Origin of the sequence: Paraburkholderia sartisoli, from assembly GCF_900107685.1 — a bacterium.
Lineage (GTDB): Bacteria > Pseudomonadota > Gammaproteobacteria > Burkholderiales > Burkholderiaceae > Paraburkholderia > Paraburkholderia sartisoli.
Genome location: NZ_FNRQ01000006.1, coordinates 401,445 through 423,351, shown reverse-complemented (window position 1 = coordinate 423,351; position 21,907 = coordinate 401,445). Strand labels below are relative to the sequence as shown.

17 protein-coding genes and 1 pseudogene are annotated in these 21,907 nt (G+C 63.9%); 10 read left to right on the top strand and 8 right to left on the bottom strand.

Going from position 1 to position 21,907, the window contains the following annotated elements; genetic code table 11:
* Positions 1-10 precede the first annotated feature (10 nt).
* Positions 11-1,753, bottom strand: coding sequence for an oxalyl-CoA decarboxylase (gene oxc / locus BLV45_RS19770; RefSeq protein WP_090535653.1), 1,743 nt, complete (start codon positions 1,751-1,753; stop codon positions 11-13).
* A gap of 505 nt (positions 1,754-2,258) precedes the next feature.
* On the opposite strand from oxc, the gene BLV45_RS19765 reads away from it, so the two are divergent.
* Entirely contained in the window at positions 2,259-2,648 is a 390-nt protein-coding gene (locus BLV45_RS19765; protein WP_090535652.1) for a hypothetical protein, read from the top strand.
* 162 nt (positions 2,649-2,810) lie between these two features.
* On the opposite strand, the gene oxlT is transcribed toward BLV45_RS19765, so the two are convergent.
* On the bottom strand, positions 2,811-4,130 hold the full coding sequence (oxlT, locus tag BLV45_RS19760) for an oxalate/formate MFS antiporter (protein ID WP_090535651.1): 1,320 nt from the start codon (positions 4,128-4,130) through the stop codon (positions 2,811-2,813).
* A gap of 282 nt (positions 4,131-4,412) precedes the next feature.
* A complete protein-coding gene (locus tag BLV45_RS19755) occupies positions 4,413-5,132 on the bottom strand; it encodes a GntR family transcriptional regulator (protein ID WP_245753420.1) in 720 nt (239 codons plus the stop codon).
* 199 nt (positions 5,133-5,331) lie between these two features.
* Between BLV45_RS19755 and BLV45_RS19750 the strand changes: the two genes are divergently transcribed.
* The 3 genes and pseudogenes from BLV45_RS19750 to BLV45_RS27970 all read left to right on the top strand — a co-directional run.
* Positions 5,332-5,922, top strand: coding sequence for a helix-turn-helix domain-containing protein (locus BLV45_RS19750; protein ID WP_090535649.1), 591 nt, complete (start codon positions 5,332-5,334; stop codon positions 5,920-5,922).
* Positions 5,919-6,446 (top strand): GNAT family N-acetyltransferase, encoded by a 528-nt coding sequence (locus BLV45_RS19745; protein WP_090535648.1) that lies wholly within the window; start codon positions 5,919-5,921, stop codon positions 6,444-6,446. Before BLV45_RS19750 ends, BLV45_RS19745 begins: the two co-directional genes overlap by 4 nt.
* Before the next feature lie 305 nt (positions 6,447-6,751).
* Positions 6,752-6,850, top strand: a pseudogene (locus BLV45_RS27970) (helix-turn-helix domain-containing protein); the annotation flags it as partial.
* 14 nt (positions 6,851-6,864) lie between these two features.
* Here BLV45_RS27970 and BLV45_RS19740 read toward each other — a convergent pair.
* Positions 6,865-9,900, bottom strand: a complete 3,036-nt coding sequence (locus tag BLV45_RS19740; RefSeq protein WP_090535647.1) for a transglycosylase domain-containing protein — start codon at positions 9,898-9,900, stop codon at positions 6,865-6,867.
* Between the two features lie 384 nt (positions 9,901-10,284).
* On the opposite strand from BLV45_RS19740, the gene BLV45_RS19735 reads away from it, so the two are divergent.
* From BLV45_RS19735 to BLV45_RS19725, 3 genes are all read left to right on the top strand, one after another.
* Positions 10,285-10,992 carry a response regulator gene (locus tag BLV45_RS19735; protein WP_090535646.1) on the top strand — a complete coding sequence of 236 codons (708 nt, stop codon included), beginning with the start codon at positions 10,285-10,287 and terminating at the stop codon, positions 10,990-10,992.
* A gap of 44 nt (positions 10,993-11,036) precedes the next feature.
* The gene (locus tag BLV45_RS19730; RefSeq protein WP_245753401.1) at positions 11,037-12,950 is read left to right on the top strand and encodes a sensor histidine kinase; all 1,914 of its coding nucleotides are present in this window, start codon (positions 11,037-11,039) and stop codon (positions 12,948-12,950) included.
* Positions 12,951-13,096: 146 nt separating this feature from the next.
* Positions 13,097-13,999 (top strand): DUF72 domain-containing protein, encoded by a 903-nt coding sequence (locus BLV45_RS19725; protein ID WP_090535645.1) that lies wholly within the window; start codon positions 13,097-13,099, stop codon positions 13,997-13,999.
* Between the two features lie 61 nt (positions 14,000-14,060).
* Here BLV45_RS19725 and BLV45_RS19720 read toward each other — a convergent pair whose 3' ends face one another.
* The gene (locus BLV45_RS19720; RefSeq protein WP_090535644.1) at positions 14,061-14,966 is read right to left on the bottom strand and encodes a LysR substrate-binding domain-containing protein; all 906 of its coding nucleotides are present in this window, start codon (positions 14,964-14,966) and stop codon (positions 14,061-14,063) included.
* Positions 14,967-15,050: 84 nt separating this feature from the next.
* Here BLV45_RS19720 and BLV45_RS19715 point away from each other — a divergent pair, with 84 nt between their 5' ends.
* Together BLV45_RS19715 and BLV45_RS27630 are read left to right on the top strand one after the other, a co-directional pair.
* Positions 15,051-15,812 carry a sulfite exporter TauE/SafE family protein gene (locus BLV45_RS19715; protein WP_090535643.1) on the top strand — a complete coding sequence of 254 codons (762 nt, stop codon included), beginning with the start codon at positions 15,051-15,053 and terminating at the stop codon, positions 15,810-15,812.
* Positions 15,813-15,899: 87 nt separating this feature from the next.
* A complete protein-coding gene (locus BLV45_RS27630; RefSeq protein ID WP_176954199.1) occupies positions 15,900-16,061 on the top strand; it encodes a hypothetical protein in 162 nt (53 codons plus the stop codon).
* Here the strand turns inward: BLV45_RS27630 and BLV45_RS19710 are convergent.
* Both BLV45_RS19710 and BLV45_RS19705 read right to left on the bottom strand, forming a co-directional pair.
* Positions 16,019-17,428, bottom strand: a complete 1,410-nt coding sequence (locus BLV45_RS19710) for an MFS transporter (RefSeq protein ID WP_090535642.1) — start codon at positions 17,426-17,428, stop codon at positions 16,019-16,021. The genes BLV45_RS27630 and BLV45_RS19710 overlap by 43 nt on opposite strands.
* 80 nt (positions 17,429-17,508) lie before the next feature.
* Positions 17,509-18,894, bottom strand: coding sequence for a DUF1254 domain-containing protein (locus BLV45_RS19705; RefSeq protein ID WP_090535641.1), 1,386 nt, complete (start codon positions 18,892-18,894; stop codon positions 17,509-17,511).
* 254 nt (positions 18,895-19,148) lie between these two features.
* On the opposite strand from BLV45_RS19705, the gene BLV45_RS19700 reads away from it, so the two are divergent.
* Positions 19,149-20,450: a DUF1254 domain-containing protein gene (locus BLV45_RS19700; protein ID WP_090535640.1), complete on the top strand. Its 1,302-nt coding sequence runs from the start codon at positions 19,149-19,151 to the stop codon at positions 20,448-20,450.
* An 82-nt stretch (positions 20,451-20,532) separates the two neighbouring features.
* Here BLV45_RS19700 and BLV45_RS19695 read toward each other — a convergent pair whose 3' ends face one another.
* Complete coding sequence (locus tag BLV45_RS19695; protein WP_090535639.1) at positions 20,533-21,882, bottom strand: MFS transporter; 1,350 nt, start codon at positions 21,880-21,882, stop codon at positions 20,533-20,535.
* Between the last annotated feature and the right edge of the window lie 25 nt (positions 21,883-21,907).

Sequence of the window (21,907 nt, the reverse complement as noted above, 5' to 3'; positions counted from 1 at the left end):
TTAACGGGTGTTATTTCTTCATTGCCGCGCTTTGCGGATTCAGGTTCGTCAGACGACCGCTTTCGGTGCCGGCGGCTTCGTCGATCACTGCGTTGATGAGCGTCGGCTTGCCTGAAGCGATGGCTTCGAGCAGGGCCTTCGTCAACTCCTCGGGCGTCGTGGCGTGGTGTCCGATGCCGCCGAACGCCTCGATCATCCTGTCGTAGCGCGCGCCCTTCACGAACACCGTCGGCGCAACGTCCTTGCCGCCCGTCGGGTTCACGTCGGTGCCGCGATACACGCCGTTGTTGTTGAAGACGATCGTGCAGACCGGCAGGTCGTAACGACAGATGGTTTCGAGTTCCATGCCGCTAAAGCCGAACGCGCTGTCGCCTTCGATCGCGACGACCTGCTTGCCGCTCGTCACCGCCGCACCGATCGCGAAGCCCATGCCGATGCCCATGATTCCCCACGTGCCCGAGTCGAAGCGCTTGCGCGGCTCGTACATGTCGATGATGCTGCGGGCGTAGTCGAGCGTATTGGCGCCTTCGTTGACGACGTTGATGTCGGGACGCGTTTTCAGCACGTCGCGGATCGCGCGCAGTGCGCTGTGGAAATTCATCGGCGACGGGTTCTTCGCCAGCGTCGCGGCCATCTTCGCGAGGTTGGTGCTCTTGCGCTCCGTGATCGCGCCCGTCCATTCGACGGCGGGTTTCGGGAAGCTCGCATCGAGGCCTGCCACGAGCGCCGACACGCACGAACCGATATCGCCGATCACCGGCGCGGCGATCGCCACGTTGCTGTCGATTTCCGTCGGCGAGATGTCGATCTGGACGAACTGCTTCGGCGCACCCCAGGTCTTGCCCTTGCCGTGCGAAAGCAGCCAGTTCAGACGCGCGCCGATCAGCACGACGACGTCCGCCTCGGCCAGCACGAACGAGCGCGCGGCGGAAGCCGACTGTTCGTGCGTGTCGGGCAGCAGGCCCTTCGCCATCGACATCGGCAGATACGGAATGCCGGTCTTCTCGACGAACGCGCGGATTTCCGCGTCGGCCTGCGCGTAGGCGGCGCCCTTGCCGAGCAGGATCAGCGGACGCTTTGCGCCCTTCAGCAGATCGAGCGCGCGCTGTACCGATTCAGGCGCCGGCAGCTGGCGCGGCGCGGCGTCGATCACGCGCACGAGCGATTTTTTTGCCTTCACGGCGTCCATCGTCTGCGCGAGCAGCTTGGCGGGCAGATCGAGGTACACGCCGCCCGGACGACCCGACACGGCCGCACGAATGGCGCGCGCGACGCCGATGCCGATGTCTTCGGCGTGCAGCACGCGATACGCGGCCTTCGCGTACGGCTTCGCCGCGTTCAACTGATCCATCTCTTCGTAATCGCCTTGCTGCAGGTCGACGATTTCGCGCTCGCTCGAACCGCTGATGAGAATCATCGGGAAGCAGTTCGTGGTGGCGTTGGCGAGTGCCGTGAGGCCGTTCAGGAAGCCCGGCGCCGACACCGTCAGGCAGATGCCCGGCTTCTTTGTCATATAGCCGGCGATGGCCGCCGCGTTGCCCGCGTGCTGCTCATGGCGAAAGCCGATGAAGCGCATGCCCTCGGCTTGCGCAAGGCGAGCCAGGTCGGTGATGGGGATGCCGACCAGACCGAAAATCGTATCGATGTCGTTTGCCTTCAGCGCATCGATGACGAGGTGAAAGCCGTCGGTTGTTTGCTGCGTAGCTTCTGCAGCGGCTGTCTGCGGCTTAATGGTCCCAACTACTTCTGCCATGACGTCTCCTCCTTGGCGGGGCGTGTGTGTTGTCTCGTGATATACAATATTCCAAACACAATATTAGTCAAGCGAGTTTTCTCCGATGTGTGACCGTGCTGCTGTGCAGCGTGAACGAAGCGGGTGGATTTCCTCGTGTTCCTCATAAAGACTGCTGCGATGCATCAATGTTGCGTATGACATGAGTGCCGTCATGCAAAGCTTTCAGGCCGTTTCCAGGACGGATTTCATACTGTAAGTCGTCGCTATCGCCTTCGTGTTTTCAGCGTGTTTTTCTTGCTGCCTACCCTCTGACAGACGACTTTTCCGGCCTCAAAATTGGCTGTCACAAATATTTCATTTTGGATATCACATACGTAGACGCACGTGTGCCCTCCAGATATCAGTGCCGCAACAGCGCTATTTCATAAGCTACGACTTATGATTATCGAAATAATCTTTAACTATCATCTATCGTTCCGACGCCCTACGCTGTATCTACGTTATCGATCACCGGAGAGACATCATGGGCGACACACACATCCACGGACATCAAACGCAGCGCGAACAGGCGATCCGCACCCAGCTCTGCGCCTACAACATGGCATTCGCTGAACTGGGTCTGCGCTTTCGCTGGGACGCGCAGACGCTCGAATCGCTCGCGACCATCGACGGCGAGCAGGCTCGCATCATCGCGTACGTCGAGGCGCACCATCCGCATCTGCTGAACGCGTACAGCGCGGCGTTCCTGAGCGAAGCCATTCTCGCGAAGAAGACCGCGATTGCGCCGGAGGCGCTGCCCACCTGTACCGAAGCCAGCGCAGGCACGCAAACCGCTCAGCCGGCCTCGCAAGGCTTCTCGATTGCCGCGTACTGGTCGGACGAACCGGATCTGCCCGCGCTCGCCGGCGCCTGAATTCAGGCGTTACGTGCTGTCTTATGCCGCGCCCATGCGCGGCAAACTTTCCCGTCTTAACGTGTAAAACTCACCCCGCTACCTGCGCAGCGGGGTGAGTTTTTTTACTGCACGACTCTCGTTGCCAATTGCTATCTGCCTGTCTGTTTGCCCGCAGCCGTATCAGTGATGGCTCAGGCCCGAACTGGCCGCGACGCTGGCCGCATCCACCGCTGCGCTATCGCTTGATTCGATCCAGTGCCGGCGCATCGGCGCGAGGATGAACTTCGCCGAGATGCCGGCCGCGATCGTGATGACCGCCGAGACGATGAACACCAGGTTCCATCCGCCCGTCGCCGAGAGCACCGAGGCGATCGGCACGATCAGCGACGCCGTGCCCTTCGCCGTGTACAGCGTGCCCGCATTGGAAGCCGCGTATTTGCTGCCGAACGTATCCGCGCAGATTGCCGGGAAAATCGAATAGATCTCGCCCCAGAACAGGAAGACCAGTGCGGCGAATGTCATGAACGCATACGGGTTGCTGCCGTACTCCATCAGGCCGAGCAGCGCGAGCCCTTCACCGATGAAGATGAAGAACATCGTGTTTTCGCGGCCGATCTTGTCGGAGATGAAACCGCACAAAGGACGCGTGAAGCCGTTGCAGATGCTGTCGATCGACAGCGTCATCGTGAGCAGCGGCAGCGTCGCGCCGAAGATGGTCATCGGCAGTTTGGCGAGGCCCCAGTCTTTCGCGATCGGGCCGATCTGCGCGGTGGCCATCAGGCCGCCCGCGGCCACCGCGACGAACGATGCATAGATCACCCAGAACACCGGCGTCTTGATCATCTGTCCCGGCGTGTAGTCGGTCCTGCTCACCGCGAACTTCTTCTTTGCGGTGGACGCCAGACCCAGCGCCGGCTTGCGCAGCAGCAGCGCCAGCACGAAAATGCAGACACCCTGCAGGATGCCGAAGAACAGGAACGTATGCTCGTAGCCCGTGCGCGTGATCATGTTGGCGATTGGAATCACCGTGACCGCGGCGCCGGCGCCAAAACCCGCCGCCGTCAGTCCGGCCGCGAGGCCGCGACGATCCGGAAACAGTTTCAGCGCATTGCCGACGCACGTGCCATACACACCGCCCGCGCCGAGACCCGCGAACACGGCCGCCACGTACAACTCAGGCAAGGTCGTCGCGTATGAATTCATGATCCACGCGACGCCCGCGCACAGCGCGCCGACGGCAACGACCGGTCGTGGACCGAACCTGTCGACCAGCCAGCCTTCAACCGGCACGAGCCACGTCTCCGTGAGGATGAAAATCGAGAAGGCCAGCTGGATCGCCGCCCGCCCCCAGTGATGCCGCGCGTCCATCGGTCCGACGAACAGTGTCCATGCGTATTGAAGATTGGCGACGAGTGCCATGCACACAATGCCAATGACGAGTTGGGTCCACCGGTTCCCTAGAAAAGAAGGGGCAGGTGGTTGCTGCGTAAGAACGTTCATGTGTCTTGTCTCCGTTATATTGAATAATGCCGGCCTCCTGCTTCGTGCGTTCTGATGCACTGCATCGAGGCGTGCTGCACCGGCTTATACGGAGTCATGCTAAGTACATTGGAGATTTACGCATAATCAAAATTCGTTATCGTGTTCATTCGCTATCGCTTATGCATTGAATTTCGTCATTCAGGTGTACGAATCGCGCGTAAACGGCCAAAAGCCCGGTCGTTGGCAACGTCCCGGGCTTGTCGTTAACCGTCTTCCAGTCAGACGGCTGTTATGTGTCGGTCAGTCGAGAAAATCGCAGTTCGCCTCGACAAAGGCGGCGAGATCGAGTGAATGCTGACGGGCAAGTCGTTCGGCGAGTTCGGTGTCGCGGCACTCCAGCGCTTCAATGATGCGCAGATGATCGACAATCGAGCGCGATGCACGATCGCTCTGCGAAATCGTCAAACGGCGAATGGCACGCACGTGAATAAAAATGTTTTTGATCGTGTCGAGAATGACCTGCGATTTCGACAGCTCGACAATGGCCTGGTGAAACGCAATGTTCGCGTCCGAGTAATCGGCGATGTGATCGGTGGGCGTCGTGTCGTGGAAATGGTCGAACATGCGACGCAGCCGGGCAATTTCCGAATCGGTGGCGTGCAGCGTGGCAAGACGCGCCGCCATGCTTTCGAGTGCCGCCCACATCTGGATCATCTCGACGATCTCGCGCCTGCTCTTGCGCACGATATAGATGCCGCGACGCGGCACGGTGCGCAGAAACCCTTCCTGTTCGAGCCGCGTCATCGCTTCGCGAACCGGCGTGCGGCTCACACCCAGCGACTCGCTCAACACACGGTCGTCGAGACGCACGTCTTCGCGCGTCTGATAAATGTCCGCGTCGGCGATCGCCTGGCGCAGCATCGCGTACGCGCGGTCACGCAGGCTCACGCTCGCGCCGATCGGCCGCAGCGACAACGTCAGCGGCGTGGCCGCTACCTCAGTGTGAAGTTCTGACAAGATGCGTCGCCTCCAGTTGAACCTGCGCGGCTGCGTGACGCGGTGGGATGCGTCCGGCCATGTGCGAGGATCGTGACGGAATATTGGATTTAGTATATCAAGCCCGATTGTGGACCCGATCGCGGTATCTCGCATCCATTTTTCTGTATATCTCGACGTTTTTCCAGTTTACTGGAATTTTTTCTCCGCTAAACTGGATGTTATGGACGTCAATACCCGCATCGCCGGCCGCTTGCGCGAACTGCGCGACGCGCGCGGTTTCTCGCTCGACGCACTCGCTGAACGCAGCCGCGTGAGCCGCTCGAACATTTCGCTGATCGAGCGCGGCGAGAGCAGCCCGACCGCGACCGTGCTCGACCGGCTCGCCGTCGCACTGGGCGTGAATCTGTCTTCACTCTTCGAGGAAAGCAGCGAGGCCGCCGCCCCGCCGTCGCCGGTGGCGCGCGCCGCCGGTCAGCCCATATGGACCGATCCGGTTTCCGGCTACGTGCGGCGCAGCCTCTCGCCTGCTGCGGTTTCGCCGATTCAACTCGTCGAGGTTTCATTTCCTGCCGGCCAGCGCGTCGCGTACGAAACCGGCGCGCGCGACGCGGAGACGCATCAGCAGATATGGATGATCGAAGGCGCGATGGATCTAATCATCGGCGACGAACACTGGCATCTCGAAGCCGGCGACTGTCTGACGATGCGCCTCGACTGCCCGACCGTCTTCAGCAATCCCACGTCGGCGCCGGCGCGATATCTCGTTGCGCTGGCAACCTTGTCGCCGGCACGCACGAGGAGGCACACATGAGCGACACCGTAACCATTCGCCGGCTCGACGGCGACGCAGCCATGGCGCGCGTACACGCGCTTGCGGATGTGCTGGTGGATTGCGTCGAAGGCGGTGCGTCGGTGAGCTTCATGCTGCCGCTTCCACGCGAGAAGGCGCTGGCGTTCTGGCGCGGCGTCGCCGAAGCCGTCGCGCGCGATGAACGCGTCCTGCTCGTCGCCGAGGATCAGGACGGCACGATCGCCGGCACCGTGCAGCTGATCGTCGCGCAACCGGACAACCAGCCGCATCGCGCGGACGTCGCGAAGATGCTGGTGCATCGCCGCGCGCGACGCCAAGGCGTCGCGCAGCGTCTGATGGCAGCCATCGAACACGTCGCACGCGATGAAGGCAAGACCGTGCTCGTACTCGATACCGTGACGGGCGGCGATGCCGAACGGCTGTACGCGCGCGCGGGATGGCAACGCGCGGGCGTCGTACCGGACTACGCGCTGATGCCGGATGGCGCGTTGTGCGACACGACGTTCTACTACCGGCTGCTTTGACAGGCACGTGCAAAAAAAGAGCCGGGCGCGAACGCGCCGGCTCCAACACACACGCGGCGCTTCAAAACCCGCGCCACGCAACTACCCTGTCCATGTCCGTCGCGTGCGGGCTAAACGGTCTGTTCACCTGCACCACCGACAAAGCACCGATTTGACCGCATAGGTGTATTCACAACAATACCAGGGACCAGGTATTCGCAACGCGGTGCCAACGCCCGATAGTCTCGACATGGCGCATCCACACAACCCGAACCTGGCGTCCCCGGACTGATCCAGCCTGTTTCAGGCGTGAACCGCTCGAACATTCGCTGATAGAACGCGGCGAGAGCAGCCCGACTGCAACCGTGCTCGACCGGCTCGCCGTCGCGCTGGGCGTGAATCTGTCTTCGCTCTTCGAGGAAAGTCAAGATGCGATCGTTCAATGGCTATTGCTATCGAGCAACGGCTGCAACGCCGGCGCGAGCGACTTCAGAAACTGCACCGCCATCGCGCTCGTAAAATCGTAGCGGGCCGCATACGGCTCGTGAACGTAAGCAGTCAACGCACCAAAGAAACGGTTGCCGAACGCGAACACAAAAATAGCGGTCCGGTTAACCTTGCGAGACTCGATCAGCCGGGCACCGGGCGCAAACACATCGAAACGCTGGTCGCCCGTACCGGTTTTACCGTACACCGCGAGCGTCTTGCCATCGGGGAACGTCATGCCCTGGGCAAGGCGCCTTGCGGTGCCGCCCTGCACCACGTCGCTCAACAACTCACGCACCACGTTGACAATCTGCGGCGACACCATGGCCTGCGGGGCCACCGCCGCTCGCGTGAAATGCGTCTCATACGGCGTGTCCTTCGCGAAGTCGAGTTGCGCGATGCTTTCGGTCGGTACCTTGTCGCCGTCGTTGGCGATGATGCCGATCAGTTGCGCGAGCGCGGCCGGCCGGTCACCCGATGCACCGATGGCCGCCGCATACGAGGGCGTCAGGTTCGCAAATGGATACCCGAGTGCCTGCCACGACTTGCCGATCGCGTCGTACGCACGCAGTTCCACCATGCGCTTGATCCGGCGGTCCTGCGTCGCGTGGTAGCGCGTCTTGAAGAGCCACGAATAGGCGCCATGACGCACCTCGCGGCTCGCGTTCTGCAACTGGTCGAGCGTTGCGGCCGGATGTTCACGCAGATAGTTGACGGTCCACAACTCCAGCGGATGCACGCTCGCGATGTAGCCGCGATCATTCAGGTTGAAGCGGTCGATCGCGTACTTCGTGTAGAGCTTCGCGAGATCGTCATCCGCCAGCGACGCCGCGGATGTGCCCTTCAAGGCCGTGCGCATCCGCGCGTCGAACCATGCCTGCGAGCCGTCGGGTGCGACGCTGCGCAGCACCGTCGCGATCTTCGGCGGCGACTTGCGCACGCCTTGCAGCAGAATCGCCAATGCTTCGTCGGGCGTCTTGCCATCGTACTTCGTGTAGAAGCGCTTCATGTACACGCGGCTTTCCTGATCGGCAAAACGCGTGAGATACCGCTCGCGTGTCGCCGGATCGTCGAGCCAGTGGGAAGACGGCCCCGCAGTCTGGATCATCTCGTAATGGACGATATCGCGCATCAAACGCACGAACACGAGATTCACCGAGTGCTGGAACGCCACGTGTACGGTCAGAACGCGGCCGTTATCGCTCGATTCGAAATTGCTGAACGTCTGCGCGCCGCCGCCCGTATAGAACGTCTCGCCCGCACTGGCTGAATATTTCCTTTCCACCGCGGCATTGAGCATATCCTGCAACGAGCGGTCCGACGTATGCGTGAGATAGTCGAGTGCCCAGCGTGTCAGCACATCCATCGGATCGGGCTTGACGCGCTTGAGTTCCGCCGTGCCCAGCGACGCATAACGCGCGTGCAGGTCGGAGACGATCTGCAGGTACGTGATGAGCGTACGCAGCTTCGCCGTCGAGCCGAGATTCAGGCGCGCGCCCTGGTTGATGTCGAACGGTTCATTGACGCTGTCGGTTTGCACCCTCAGGAGGTTCGCGCCGTTGCGCCGTTCGAACAGCGTGAAACTATAGGCGATCTTCGATGGGTCGTCCTGAGGGCGCAGCATTTCGAAGCCGTACAGTCCCGCAGCCTGCGCGCCGTCGCGCGTTGCCGCGCGCGCGAGCCGGTCGCTCACCGCCTGCTGAACCGCGTTATTGAGCGTGCCGGTCACCTGCAGATCGAACCGGTCGAGTTCGTAGAAACCCGGTATGCCGAGCGCCGCCAGCAGATGGGTGCGCATCGAGGTGACCGCCTTGCGGTCGACGAACGATTCGCTCGAATGTCCGCGCGGCGGTGGACTCCGTTCGACATGCACGGCGAGCGCTGCATCGCGCAGCGAGGGCGAAATGACACCACCTGTCGCCAGCAGTCGCAGATAGCTGTCGGTCCGGCGTTCGAGATCGTCAAAGCCCTGATGCAGAAAGTACGACGGCGCGCGCTGCGCGATCATCAGCGACAGAACCTGCCTGAATGCCACCGCCTGGGCGGCGAGGTTGTCACCGGACGTGGGCGCATCGAGGATGCGGTTGACTTCGTCGAAGTCACGCCCGTACCACGCGGCAAGGCCGTCGCCAATGCCGTTGATCTCGCCGATGCCAGGCTGCGCCGCAAGCGGCACCGAATTCAGATAGCGCACGACGATCTGGCGACGCGCGGGCATGGTCTGCGGCCCGTTCAGGTAGGCGCGCACCGAAGCCGATGCGATCTGCCGCAGCTTCTCCGGCGGCGTCGCCGTCCGCCCGCCAGGCGAGTGGCGGAATTTCTCGATCTGCGTCGCGAGCGTGCTGCCGCCCGGCGTCGCTTGATGCCGGTTGAACACGTGTAGGCCCTCGTCAACCAGCGCGCGGCTGAAGCGCCCCCAGTCGATCGCGGGGTTGCGGTTCGGCTGATCCGCGTCGAGCAGGTAACGGTCTTCGATGAACAGCAGCGCGTTGACGACGAGCGGCGGAATCGCCTCGAAGCTGTCGTAGACGCGGCTCGGATAACGTCTGTCAAATAGCAGCACGCCGGTGCCGTCAAACAATTGCAGGCCCGCCTGATCTTTCTCTTCGTAAGGCAGGAACAGGCCGTCGTCCGCAAGCGACAGCATCCGTTCGGAATCGCGCGCCTGTGATGTGACAGCGAAATCGCGCTCAGTCAGTCGCTGCTGGAACGACGGCAACAGCGCGTAACCGAGACGCTCATCGTAGGGGCCGTGGGTGGGAAAGCGGATACTGTGGCTCACGCCCTCGCCGGGCGTGGAACCGACGTCGCGCGTCAGTTCGGACAAATAGCGTGCCTGCAACCGGGAGGTTTCGATTTCGATCTGGCAAAGCCTTGCGACGACTACCAGCGCAAGCAGAAAGGCCGCGACGAGGAACCACTTGAGCCACGTCCAGACCCGCGCAGCACCGAGCGTACGAAGCGAAAACCGAACCAGCGGCCGGTTCATGGCGGCCTCTCCCAGGCAACTGCCCGATCACAAAAAATCTGACCAGGATCAGTCTAGCGCGGAATGCGAATGCGGACCCGCCCGGGCTTACCCGACAGCGCTGTCACGTTGACGGGGTATTCGCGTGGCCGACGGTGCCCGTCCGTCGCATGCGGGCTCTGCGCGAACGACAACGCACCGGATTGACCGCATGGGTGTATTCGCAACAATACCAGGGACCAGGTATTCGCAACGCGGCGCCAACGTCCGATAGTCTCGACATGGCGCATCCACCCACCCCGGACTGATCCAGCCTGTTTCAGGTATGTTGCTGCCAGAGGCCGCAACTGGATGCGCGGCCGCGCAAACCCCCACCCCACACAATCGAAACCACGACTCCTGCCCATGAACCACGCTTTTCCCGATGTCAGCGAATCGATCCTCCCGAGCCCGCTACTGGTCGTCGAAGACGAACCGTTGATGCAGGAGCGGATGCGCGGCATCCTCGCGACCCTCGGCTACACGGACGAAGCGCTCATGTTTGCCGGCAGCATCGGCGCGGCGCAGGCGCTGCTCGCGGACCAGCCGTTCGCGATGGCGCTGATCGACGTCGGGCTGCCGGACGGCAACGGCATCGACCTGATCCGTTCGCTGCACGAGCGCGATCCGGCCGTGCCGATTCTGGTAATCTCCGCGTGGAGCACCGAGCACATCATCGTGACCGCGCTGCAGGCGGGCGCCACCGGTTATCTGCTCAAGGAACGCGACGACATCGAAATATCGCTCTCAGTTCGCAGCGCGTTGCGCGGCGGCGCACCGATCGATCCATTCGTCGCCAGACGCATTCTCGACCTGGTCGGCACCGCAGCGCCTTCGTCCACACCGGAGGTCGTCACCGCGCCACGCACCGTCACCGCATCGCCGCTTAGCACACGGGAAATCGAAATCCTGTCGCTGGTGGGCAAGGGGCTGACCAATCGGGAAATTGCCGGTTTGCTGTCCCTGTCGAGGTTGACGGTCGAATGCCACATCAAGAACATCTACAAGAAACTGGCGGTGCATTCGCGCACGCAGGCTGTGTTCGAAGCGCGCACGCATGGCTTGCTGCCCTGATCGCGCGGCGTGACTCACGCTGGCTGGTCGCCGTAACGTTCGTCATGGCGTTCGCCCTGCTTCAGGCAAACGCGGCAAACGCGCGGACGTCCCCCTCTTTTGTAACGTTCACGCACGTCGAGGCGGCACGCGCCGCGCAGCCGGCCGATACGCCGCCGGCCACCGGATGGGTTGCCGTTTCGTTACCCGACGACTGGTCGCAGCGCTGGTCCGGCTTCGACGGCGACGTCTGGTACCGACTCACATGGCAGCAGACAGACACCACGCGGCCCATCGCGCTGATGCTCGACTATCTGAACATGGCGGGCGCGGTTTATCTGAACGGCACGCTGCTGATGCGCGACCCGCATCTCGCCGAACCGCTGACGCGCGCCTGGAACACCCCGCGCCACCAGCTGCTCGCGCCGCCGCTGCTGCACGAGGGCACGAATACGCTGCTGGTGCGCGTCGCGGGTCAGGCCGCGTATCAACCGGGCCTCGGACCTGTTTCAATCGGCGACCCCGCGATGATCGCCGCGCGCTTCGAAGGCGACTACTGGCTGCGTCACGATCTTCAGCTCTTCAGCCTTGCGATCACCGCGACGCTCGGCTGCTTCTTTCTGTCGCTGTGGCTGATGCGCAGACAGGAAGCGCCCTACGGCTGGTTCACGCTGATGTCGCTCGCGTGGGGATGGGTCGCGCTCAATCAGGTGGCGACGACCCCCTGGCCGTTCGCGACGACCGACGGATGGGAAGCCGCGAATTCGATTGCGCTGATCGTCTACAGTGCGTCGTTCACGATGTTCGTCACGCGGTTCTGCGAGCGGCGCCTGCCGCGCATCGAAGCCGCGCTGTGGGTCCTGGTCGCGTGTGGCACGGTTGCCATGCTAATGACGCCGCACAGCCACATGAACGCCATGCGCGCGGCGCTGACCATCGTGCAGGCCTGTGTCTACTTCACAACCTGCTTCGCGTATCTGGTCTTCACGTGGCGAAGCCGCCGCACCGACCATCGCATCCTGTCTTTCTGCATCGCGATCTTTGTCGCGGCCGGCACGCACGATCTGCTGTCGTTCCTCGGCATCCTGAGCGACAACCGCTACTACACCGCGCTGACGTCGCAGTTGCTGTCGATCGGCATGGCGCTGGTGCTGGCGTGGCGCTTCGTCGCGAACCTGCGCGGCATCGAGCAGTTCAACGACCGGCTCACGGCCCGCATCAAGGCGGCGTGCGCCGAACTCGAAACGACGTTACAGCGCCAGCACACGCTCGAAGTGGCGAATGCGCGTCTCGGCGAGCGGCTCAATCTCGCGCACGATCTTCACGACGGTCTGGGCGGCACGCTGGTGAGCAGCATCGCCACGCTCGAGCGCGCGCCGCAGGACATCGCGCCCGAACAGTTCCTGTCGATCCTCAAGGAGTTGCGCGACGACCTGCGCATCATCATCGATACGGCGTCGAGCCATCAGTCTGGAGAGTACTCGCTGGATGCGCAGATCGGGCCGCTGCGGCACCGGCTGACGCGTCTCTTCGAATGCCACCGGATCGAATGCCACTGGAGCGTCAGCGGGATCGAACAGTGTTATCTGCCGGCTTCGCATAGTCTCGACGTGATGCGCACGCTTCAGGAGGCGCTGACGAATGTGCTCAAGCACAGTCAGGCAAGCCGCGTCGACGTCGATCTGCATGGCGACAATGCTGGCGTGCGGCTGGTGGTGAAGGACAACGGTGTGGGCTTCGATCCCGACGCCCTGGCGGAGCATCCGGGCACGGGCATGCGCAGCATGCGGGCCCGCGTGCGGCGGCTGGGTGGAACGCTGAACGTTCGGTCGACCCAGGGCTCGACCGTGCTGAGCGTGCATTTTCCGCGCGAGAAAACGCCGTCGCAGGAAGGCGGCGGTGAAGCAGGCGTCGCACGAACCGGTGGATCGCCCGCCACGTCCGCATCCGCCACCGCCGACGAAACGACGACGTCGTAACGCGCCCTCCAGAACGCCTGCTGGACGCGCATCGCCTCTTCGTCGGCTTTCTCGACCGGTCCGATCGGTTCCATCTGCTTGCGGCGGTGATTCCTCGCTGATTTACTACACTTGAGCGCATCGGCCGCTCGGAAAGGAGTGATTCAATGGCGACGCGAAAAACGGCTGTAAAAACGGCGACAAAGACCGCGGCAAAGACAGCCGCAAAGCCAGCGGCAAAGACAACGCCCAAGCCAGCGGACAGCTCGGCGCGAATCCGCGTCGGCATCGGCGGCTGGACGTTCGAGCCGTGGCGCGGCGTGTTTTATCCCGAAGGGCTCACGCAGAAACGCGAGCTCGAATACGCGAGCCGCCAGTTGACGACCATCGAAGTCAACGGCACGTTTTACGGCTCGCAAAAGCCGGCCACGTTCGCGAAGTGGCACGACGAAACGCCTGATGACTTCGTCTTTTCGCTGAAAGCGCCGCGATTCGCCACGAACCGCAGAGTGCTGTCGGAAGCGGGCGATTCCATCGAGCGGTTCTTCACGAGCGGCGTGCTCGAACTGAAGGACAAGCTCGGCCCGGTCAACTGGCAATTCGCCACGACCAGACAGTTCGATCCCGACGATTTCGAAGGCTTTCTCAAGCTCCTGCCAAAGCGCGTCGACGGACGCGCGATCCGCCATGCAGTCGAAGTGCGGCACGAGAGCTTTTGCAACGCGGCGTTCGTCGCGCTCGCGCGCCGGTACGAGGTGGCGATTGTGATGGCCGGCGATTCGAAGTATCCGCAGATCGCCGACCCGACCGCGCCGTTTGTCTACGCGCGGGTCATGGGCACGACCGAAGCACAGTCGAAAGGTTATTCCAGCAACGCGCTGGATCAATGGGTGACACGTGCGCGCACATGGGCATCAGGCGGCACGCCGGACGGGCTCGATATATCCGGCGATGTAAACGCAGAAAACACGCCTCGCGACGTCTATCTCTATGTGATCAGCGGGTTCAAGGCACACAATCCGGCCGCCGCGATCGCGATGCTCGAACGCCTGAACAAACGCAACGCGTAGCGCGCAACGCGGTGATTCGAGCACCGGAGCGCGACGCCTGCCGTGGCCGCGAAATCACCGGCTATGAAGACGTCACATCCGGCAACGCGTTGCTCGCCTTGAGATGCTCCGCGAGCAGTTTTGCGTGCGGCGTCAACGTCGCGAAATCGCGGGCGCACAGGCTGAGCTGGCGCGAGCCCCACGGCTCCGAAAGCGGCAGGATCTCGAGGCCCGGCCGGCGCAGCGCCGCCGCCGACGCCTCCGAAAGAATCGCGATCCCGATACCCGCTTCGACGAGCATCCCCACGTTCTCCACGCTTCTCAGCTTGAGACGGTAATTCATCTGCCGTCCAAGACGGGACGCACGCTGACCCAGATGCGTTTCCAGTGCCGCATCCGACAAACCGACGAACGCCTCGCCGACGATATCCGCGAACGCCACGCTCGCCTGCCCGGCGACGCGATGCCGCGTGTTCGCGACGACCACCAGTTGATCGCGCGCGAGCAGATGGGTTTGCAGTGTCGTCAGGTCGGCGATATCCGCGACGATCCCCACTTCGGCGCGCCCTTCCGCGATCGCGAGCGCGATCTCGCTGCTCGGGCGCTCTTCGAGGTCGACAGAAAGATCGGGATAACGCGCGAGAAAGTCGCACAGCTGCTGCGGCAGGAACGCAGCGAGCGCGGCGGTGTTCGACAACAGCCGGATGCGCCCTTTCAGGCCGGTCGCATACGTGTGCAGTTCGCCGCGCATCTGCTGAACCTGCTCGAGGATCAGACGTGCATGTCGCACCAGCGCGTCGCCGGCCGCCGTTGTCCGCACGCCCCGGCGTGTGCGCTCCAGAAGTGGCGCGCCGAGCGCGGATTCCATTCCCGAGACGCGCCCGCTCGCGGACGCCAGCGCGAGATTCATCGCCCGCGCGCCCTGTGTCAGGCTGCCGTGCTCGATCACGCTGAGAAAAAGACGCAGATCGGTCAGATCGAATCGCACACATGCCTCCCTTCGGTTTTGACGAAGTCTAGCATTGGAAAAGCCAGATTGCGGACAGGTGAAGCGGTCGCTACGATCTGTCGAATGAACCAGTTCTTGTTACTCTCAGGCGCGGGATTACTAGCGGGCGCGATGAACGCGCTCGCTGGAGGCGGCTCGTTCGTCAGCCTGCCCGCGCTGATCCTGGCCGGCGTGCCACCGGTTCAGGCGAACGCATCGAGCACGGTCGCGCTGTTCCCCGGCGGGGTCGCGAGCGCCTGGGCGTATCGCGACGGGCTCGGCCCGATCGGCGCGGTGTCGCTGCGTCCGCTGCTGGCGATCACGCTGGTGGGCGGCGTCATCGGCGCGCTGCTGCTGTTGTGGACGTCGCCGAAAGCGTTCAACTTCGTGCTGCCCTGGCTGCTTCTGGTCGCAAGCGTCGCGCTCGCGTTCGGACGCAGGCTTGGTGAACGGCTTCGCCGGCATTGCCACATCCGGCCTTCGGCGGTGATGGCGGTGCAGTTCGCGCTGGGCGTCTACGGCGGCTATTTCGGCGGGGCGGTCGGCATCATGATGCTGGCCGTCTGGGGACTCGTCGACAGCGGCGACCTCAAGCGCCTGAACGCGCCGCGCACGCTGCTCGTCAGTGCCGCGAACGCGATGGCCGTGCTCACCTTTGTTGTCGCGCACGCCGTACACTGGCCACAGACGCTGCTGATGCTCGTTGCCGCGATCGCGGGCGGTTATGGCGGCGCGCAGATCGGCCGCCGCGCGCCGGCCGCCCTGATCCGGTCCGCCACCCTGCTGCTGACCGTCTGCATCACGCTGGCGTTTTTCGTGCGCGCCTATGGACCCGCGTTGAAATAATCGGCGCGGCGTACCGTTTTATCGCTGTCAGGAAGGCGAATCACCCATCGCTTCCTGTCATAGAGGATGTGAACCAGGAGAGATGTGATGCTTTCAGCTCTGCTCGACACGATAGGCGCGCTGGCGATCCTCGCCAGCGTGGCGGCGAAGATCACCATGATTCGTCACATGCAGGAACCCGACGACATCGTCCGGGCCGGTCACGATCAGCCCGCGCCGGTTGCTTCGTCCGGCAAGCACGCGGGCTGATGGATGTCGCTGCGTTCGCGGCTGTCGCCCAACGCAGCGAACGCAGCGGCGCCGCTCAACCGGCGCATCGAGCGTTCGGGATGGATCAGCCAGAACGCGGCGACACTTGCCACGACGAGCACCGAGCCCAGCAACAGAAACCCGTGTTCGAAGCCGGCCGCGCGGCTGTGCGCGGCGCCGACGAAGCGCCCCATCAGCGCGGGCGCGACAAATCCGGCGAGCGTCGCGACCGAATTGTTGATCGCGAGCCACGCACCCCGCTGCGCAGGCGGCGTGACTTCACCGATCATCAACGGGCCGAAGAGAAAGATCAGCTGGCCAAAACCCGCGCCCAATGTCAGGCAGACGATTTTCAAAGGAGCGCTGATATCGGTGGTCGTGCACAGAAACGCGAGCGCGGTCAACGCAATCGCGCCGCTCGTGACAAAGCCACGCGACGCGCGCGACGACACGCCTTTGCCAAACAGATACTGCGAGAACCACGACATCACCAGCGAAGCAGGAATCGCCGCGCCGACGATGACCGAGAAGAGCCAGCCCGCGTCGGTCGCGGAATAGCCGAGGCCGAGTCGCAGATAGGCGGGAAACCAGGTGAAGCACAGCGAAAGCACGAGAAAGCCCGCGAACGAAAGCAGGAAAATGCCGACGAGCGTCGGATCGCACATCAGCGCGCGGTACGGCACGCGAACGGGTAGACGCGCATTCACGCGAGCGGGAGCGGGAGCGGGAGCGGAAGTAGAAGCGGAACGCGGCGACGCGTCGGCCACGTCCTGCTGCGAAGATTCGTCGACGGTGCCTTCCGCGCCGAACAGCAGCCAGAGCGTGGTCCAGATCGCGCCGACGACGCCGAGCGCAAGAAACGCCGCGTGCCAGTCGTAGTGGATCATCAGCCACGTGAGGCACGGTCCCGCCACGAGCATGCCCATGTTCGCGCCCTGCTGGACGATCGCGGTCGGGATGTTGCGCCGGCTGTTGTCGAACCACTTGTAGGTGGCGTGGATGGCGAGCGCGTAGGCCGGCCCTTCGCCCGCGCCGAGCAGCACGCGGCACGCGATCAGCAACGGAAACGACACCGCGCCGACCAGCGGAAACTGCACGGCCGCCCACACGATCGACAGTATCGCCAGCAGCCACTTCGTCTTGACCCGGTTGGCGATAAAGCCGAAGACGATTCCCGAGATCGAGAACAGCACAAAAAAGCTGCTGCCGACGAGGCCCAACTGCTCGGGCGTCAGCCCCAGGTCGCGCATCATCGGCACGGCCGCGAGGCCGATCACGGCCTTGTCGGCGAAATTGATCAGCATGAACAGGAACACCAGCGCCACCACAACCCATGCGCGCCACCGGCTGGTTGATTCTTTCAACATGTCTCCTCCTTGATTGGTACAGCACACGCCGGTCCGGTCTCGAACGCCGGGTTGATCCGGTTAATGCACGCGCCGGCTGCTCATGATTCGATGCGCCGGATCGGAGGCCAGGAAAAGCGCTGCTCCAGATGCGCCGCGCCCGGGATATACACGCGCAACGTCACATAGAACGGCGCGGCCGGTGCGGGCAGCCAGTTGCATTGCAGCGCGGCGTCCCGCGGCGCCTGCGCCGACAGTCGCAGCGTCAGCCCCGCTTCGTCATCGCGCAGGTGCGCGGAGCGGTCGCCGATCGAGTAACGGTCGATGACGTTGTCCACCAGCATGCACGACGTCTTGTCGTACATCGTGAGCGACCAGAACGCCTGCGCCTGCGGCAGGCCGCCCGGCGCGAACGTCAGTTCGTACGCGTGGCGTCCGTCGAGCGGCCGTCCTTCGCTGTCGCAATCGGCGGAGAAGTACATCGCCTCCTCGATGCCCAGCGCGCCGATGTAGTTCCAGCAGACATGCGCGCGGGCGAAGTAGTCGTCGCCGAACGAATCGCGCACCTCGACCGGCAGGAACCAGCCACCGCCAAGTGCCGACGGATGCGGCACGTCCAGCTCCGCGATCACGGCTTCGAGCGCGGCGCCCAGCACGGCGAACGCGTCTTCGTCAGGCGCGGCAGACGTTGGCGCATCGAAACCGGCGCCGATCCCGACAGCGGCGAACCGGCTGAGATACGCACGCTCAGCCGCCGGAGGCGGGTTGCGCAGCAACGCGGCGTTGACGACTTCGGCATAGCGTCGCGCGTCGCCCGCCGTTTCGCTTCGGTCCATGCCGACGTCGAAACGGCGTTGCGCGGGGCCACCATCGATCGTCGTCAGAAGAAAGCGGTCCTGCAGCGCATGCACGGCCGGCAGGTCGTGCGGGCCATCCACCAGCACGCGTCCGATCATCCAGACGTCGCGCGTCGGGCAGGCGATGGGCGTGATATCCGTCAGATCGATATCGGCGGGCAGCGGTGTGTCGCGGTGATACAGCAGGAATTTTCCGGCACCGTTGCCCGTCGTGCGCGTGCCGATCGAGTTGAACGGATTCGTATAGAAGTCGAGCAGGCCAAGCACGTAATAGCGGTCGGCCGTGTCGGGCACCGTCACCAGTAGCGGCGCCTCGCCCACGTCGAGCCACCCGCTGATGTACAGCGTGTCGTTGTTGGGCGTCACGACCTTGCGGTGTTGCGGACCGAGTAGCTGGCGGTCGCGCATCAGGCGGTTGAGCCAGCAGAGCGTCGAATTCGGGCTCTCGCCGGCGAACTGGCCGCTGTCGTCGCGACGCGGGCACGTCGTCGCGCGCGAACGCGCCATTTCGAATAGCGGCAGCGTGTAGAGCACGGCGTCGCGGGCGAGCGCCGCGAGGTCATCCGCCGGGTTCGGGGTTGCAGCCGGATGCGCATGCGTCGTGGCGCGTGCGCTCGTGGAAAAGGACATGAATACCGCTCCCTAAACAGAACAAGCAGGACAAAAGAGACGGAATCAAGCCTACGCCGGCCACCGCATAACGGAACCAGGGTTTCGCCATGTTAAACACTTTGGACGGGACGCCTGCCTATACTGGCCTCGCACCATCCGCGGGCGGGCGCGGCGTGCGACGACCATGGCCAGTGGAGCGGCCGTGGCGCCGCGCGTTGCTCACCGTCCGCGCGGAGACACATACACGCAGTCACCCAGGAGGACGTTCCAGCATGACCAGTAACACTGCACAGGAAGAGTGGGCCTATGTGGCCGGCGTTCAGGCTTACGTCTACGGCTATCCGCTCGTCGAGATCGTCAGGACGTGCGCGCTGATGACGGCCGTCGATGCGCCCACCGAATACGGACGCGCGCCGGTCAACCAGTTTTCGCACTGTCCGCGACCGTGGACGCATGAGGACCGCGACGTCGTCACGCCGGCCAACGACCTGCTGTACTCGATGGCCTGGCTGAACCTGGCCGACGGCCCGGTCGTGCTGACGACGCCCGCGCCGACCGGCCGCTACTTCGTGATCGAACTGGTCGACGCGTACAGCGACAACTTTCGCAATCTCGGCCCGCGCGTCGTGGGTCCGGACGCATCGCGCTTCGCGCTGGTCGGTCCCGACTGGTCCGGCACGCTGCCCGACGGCACGGAGGAAATCCGCTGTCCGACGAATCTCGTATGGGTGCTGGGGCGCGTGCTGATCGACGGCGCCGACGACATGCAGGAAGCGCGCGCCTTCCAGGCGCAGTTCACGCTGACTGCAACCGGCAAAAGCCGCCTGCCGCAGTCGGTTGTCGACTATCAGCCGTCGAGCCCCTCGGGCATCGCGTTCTTCGACAATCTCGCGCGCGCGATGCAGGACAATCCGCCGCCCGCGCGTGACGCGAGCCTCGTCGCGCAGTTCGCGCGCCTCGGTCTCGCGCGCGGCCGGCGGGTCGATACGGGAGCTGCCGGCGAAGCGCGGCTCGCGGGCCTGCAGCGCGCCGTGAAGGCGGGCGCGCAGCTCATCGAAGGTCATACGCGCAGCCGTCGCGCGCTGCCGTGGTCGATCAACTACGCGGGCGGGCGCCTCGGCACCGATTACCTCGCGCGCGCGTGTACGGCGATGAAAGGCCTCGGCGCGCTCGCCAGCGACGAAGCGCTCTACGCGCTCGGCGACTTCGACGCGAACGGCGAGCAGCTCGATGGCGCGCGGCAGTACGTGCTGCATTTCCCGGCGGGACAACTGCCGCCCGTCGATGCGTTCTGGTCCGTGTCGATCTACGGCAGCGACTTCTACTTCGCGGACAATCCGATCCGGCGCTACGCGATCGGCGACCGCTCGCGCGACCTGCGCCGCGGCGAGGACGGATCGCTCGACATCCAGATCCAGCACACGGAACCGCAACAGGGCATCTCGAACTGGCTTCCGGCGCCCGCGGGACGCTTCTATCTGATCCTGCGCCTGTACCATCCGCGCAAGGAAATCCTGACGCGCGACTACGTCATTCCGGCTGTCCGGCGGGTCGACGAAAGCACGGCTCGCTGACAAAGCGAAGCGGCCTGTCCGGGACACCCGGACAGGCCGCTTTTCACACACACAACATCCCGATTACTCAGTCGCTACGTCGTCATGCCGCTTTTTCGCCACACGACGGCGTGCCTGCCGCGCTCATCGTCGCCTCGCCTGCGTTCGCGGAATACAGGCGCTGCAACCGCCGCACGGATCGTTCCGGATTCATCAGCCACACACCCAGCAGGCCGGACGGCACCAGCACGCAGCCCAGCACGGTGAAACCGTGTCGGAAGCCTTCGGCGACACTGCTCGCATCGCCGACAAAATGGCCCATCAACGCCGGCGCGACGAGCCCCGCGAGCGTGCCAAGCGACGCATTGATGCCAAGCCATGCCGCGCGCTGTGTCGTGGGTGTCACTTCACCGATCATCAGCGGCGCGAAGAAGAAAATCAGCTGGCTCAGCACGTTGCTCGCCGCGAGGCACGCGACCTTCGCGCCCGCGCCGATCTGCGTCGTCGTGCCGAAGAGCGCGAGCCCCGCCAGCGCGATCGGCACGCTCGCCATGACGCCGCGCGAAACCCGGGAACTCACGCCGCGCGCCGCCATCCACTGCGAAGCGGCTGACATCGCGAGCGTCGCCGGAATGCCCGCGCAGACGATCAGCGAGAACAGCCAGCCCACGTCCGCCGCCGGATAGCCGAGCGCAAGGCGCAGATAGACGGGAAACCACGTGAAGCCCACCGACAGCACGGCATATCCGACGAAGGTGAGCAACACGCATCCGAACAGCGTCCGGTCGCATATCAGGTCGCGATAACGCACGCGCACAGGCACGGGCGAGCGCACGTCGACGTTCACGTTCACGGGCGACGCGGCCGCGTGATCGTCGACCGTGCCTTCCTCGCCGAGCAGCAGCCACAAGACGGTCCACGCGCACCCCGCCAGCCCGAGCGCGAGGAACGCGCTGTGCCAGTTGTAGTGAATGATCAGGTACGTGAGGACCGGACCCGCCACCAGCATGCCGGTGTTCGCGCCTTGCAGCACGATCGCGCACGGCAGGTTGCGCCTGCTGTTGTCGAACCATTTATACGTCGCGTGGAGCGCGAGCGGATACGCCGGCCCTTCACCCGCGCCGAGCACCACGCGGCATGCGATCAGCAGCGGAAACGACGCCGCGCCCACCAGCGGAAACTGCACGACGGCCCAGATGATCGACAGCACCGCCAGCAGCCATTTCGTCTTGATGCGGTTCGCCGCGAAGCCGAACAGCACGCCCGAAATCGAAAACAGCAGAAAGAAGCTGCTGCCGACCATCCCGAGCTGCTGCGGCGACAACCCGAGATCGTGCATCATCGGCACGGCGGCCAGTCCGACCACTGCCTTGTCGGCGAAATTGATCAGCATGAACAGAAACATCATCACGACGACAATCCACCCGCGCCATCGATTTGCTATGGGAAACATGTTTCCTCCTTGACCGTAGCGTGCC

What these genes read in the sequence shown, in the direction of transcription:
- oxc (WP_090535653.1), bottom strand. Translation starts at nt 1,753, where the DNA reads ATGGCAGAAGTAGTTGGGACCATTAAGCCGCAGACAGCCGCTGCAGAA.
- BLV45_RS19765 (WP_090535652.1), top strand. Translation starts at nt 2,259, where the DNA reads ATGGGCGACACACACATCCACGGACATCAAACGCAGCGCGAACAGGCG.
- oxlT (WP_090535651.1), bottom strand. Translation starts at nt 4,130, where the DNA reads ATGAACGTTCTTACGCAGCAACCACCTGCCCCTTCTTTTCTAGGGAAC.
- BLV45_RS19750 (WP_090535649.1), top strand. Translation starts at nt 5,332, where the DNA reads ATGGACGTCAATACCCGCATCGCCGGCCGCTTGCGCGAACTGCGCGAC.
- BLV45_RS19745 (WP_090535648.1), top strand. Translation starts at nt 5,919, where the DNA reads ATGAGCGACACCGTAACCATTCGCCGGCTCGACGGCGACGCAGCCATG.
- BLV45_RS19740 (WP_090535647.1), bottom strand. Translation starts at nt 9,900, where the DNA reads ATGAACCGGCCGCTGGTTCGGTTTTCGCTTCGTACGCTCGGTGCTGCG.
- BLV45_RS19735 (WP_090535646.1), top strand. Translation starts at nt 10,285, where the DNA reads ATGAACCACGCTTTTCCCGATGTCAGCGAATCGATCCTCCCGAGCCCG.
- BLV45_RS19730 (WP_245753401.1), top strand. Translation starts at nt 11,037, where the DNA reads ATGGCGTTCGCCCTGCTTCAGGCAAACGCGGCAAACGCGCGGACGTCC.
- BLV45_RS19725 (WP_090535645.1), top strand. Translation starts at nt 13,097, where the DNA reads ATGGCGACGCGAAAAACGGCTGTAAAAACGGCGACAAAGACCGCGGCA.
- BLV45_RS19715 (WP_090535643.1), top strand. Translation starts at nt 15,051, where the DNA reads ATGAACCAGTTCTTGTTACTCTCAGGCGCGGGATTACTAGCGGGCGCG.
- BLV45_RS27630 (WP_176954199.1), top strand. Translation starts at nt 15,900, where the DNA reads ATGCTTTCAGCTCTGCTCGACACGATAGGCGCGCTGGCGATCCTCGCC.
- BLV45_RS19710 (WP_090535642.1), bottom strand. Translation starts at nt 17,428, where the DNA reads ATGTTGAAAGAATCAACCAGCCGGTGGCGCGCATGGGTTGTGGTGGCG.
- BLV45_RS19705 (WP_090535641.1), bottom strand. Translation starts at nt 18,894, where the DNA reads ATGTCCTTTTCCACGAGCGCACGCGCCACGACGCATGCGCATCCGGCT.
- BLV45_RS19700 (WP_090535640.1), top strand. Translation starts at nt 19,149, where the DNA reads ATGACCAGTAACACTGCACAGGAAGAGTGGGCCTATGTGGCCGGCGTT.
- BLV45_RS19695 (WP_090535639.1), bottom strand. Translation starts at nt 21,882, where the DNA reads ATGTTTCCCATAGCAAATCGATGGCGCGGGTGGATTGTCGTCGTGATG.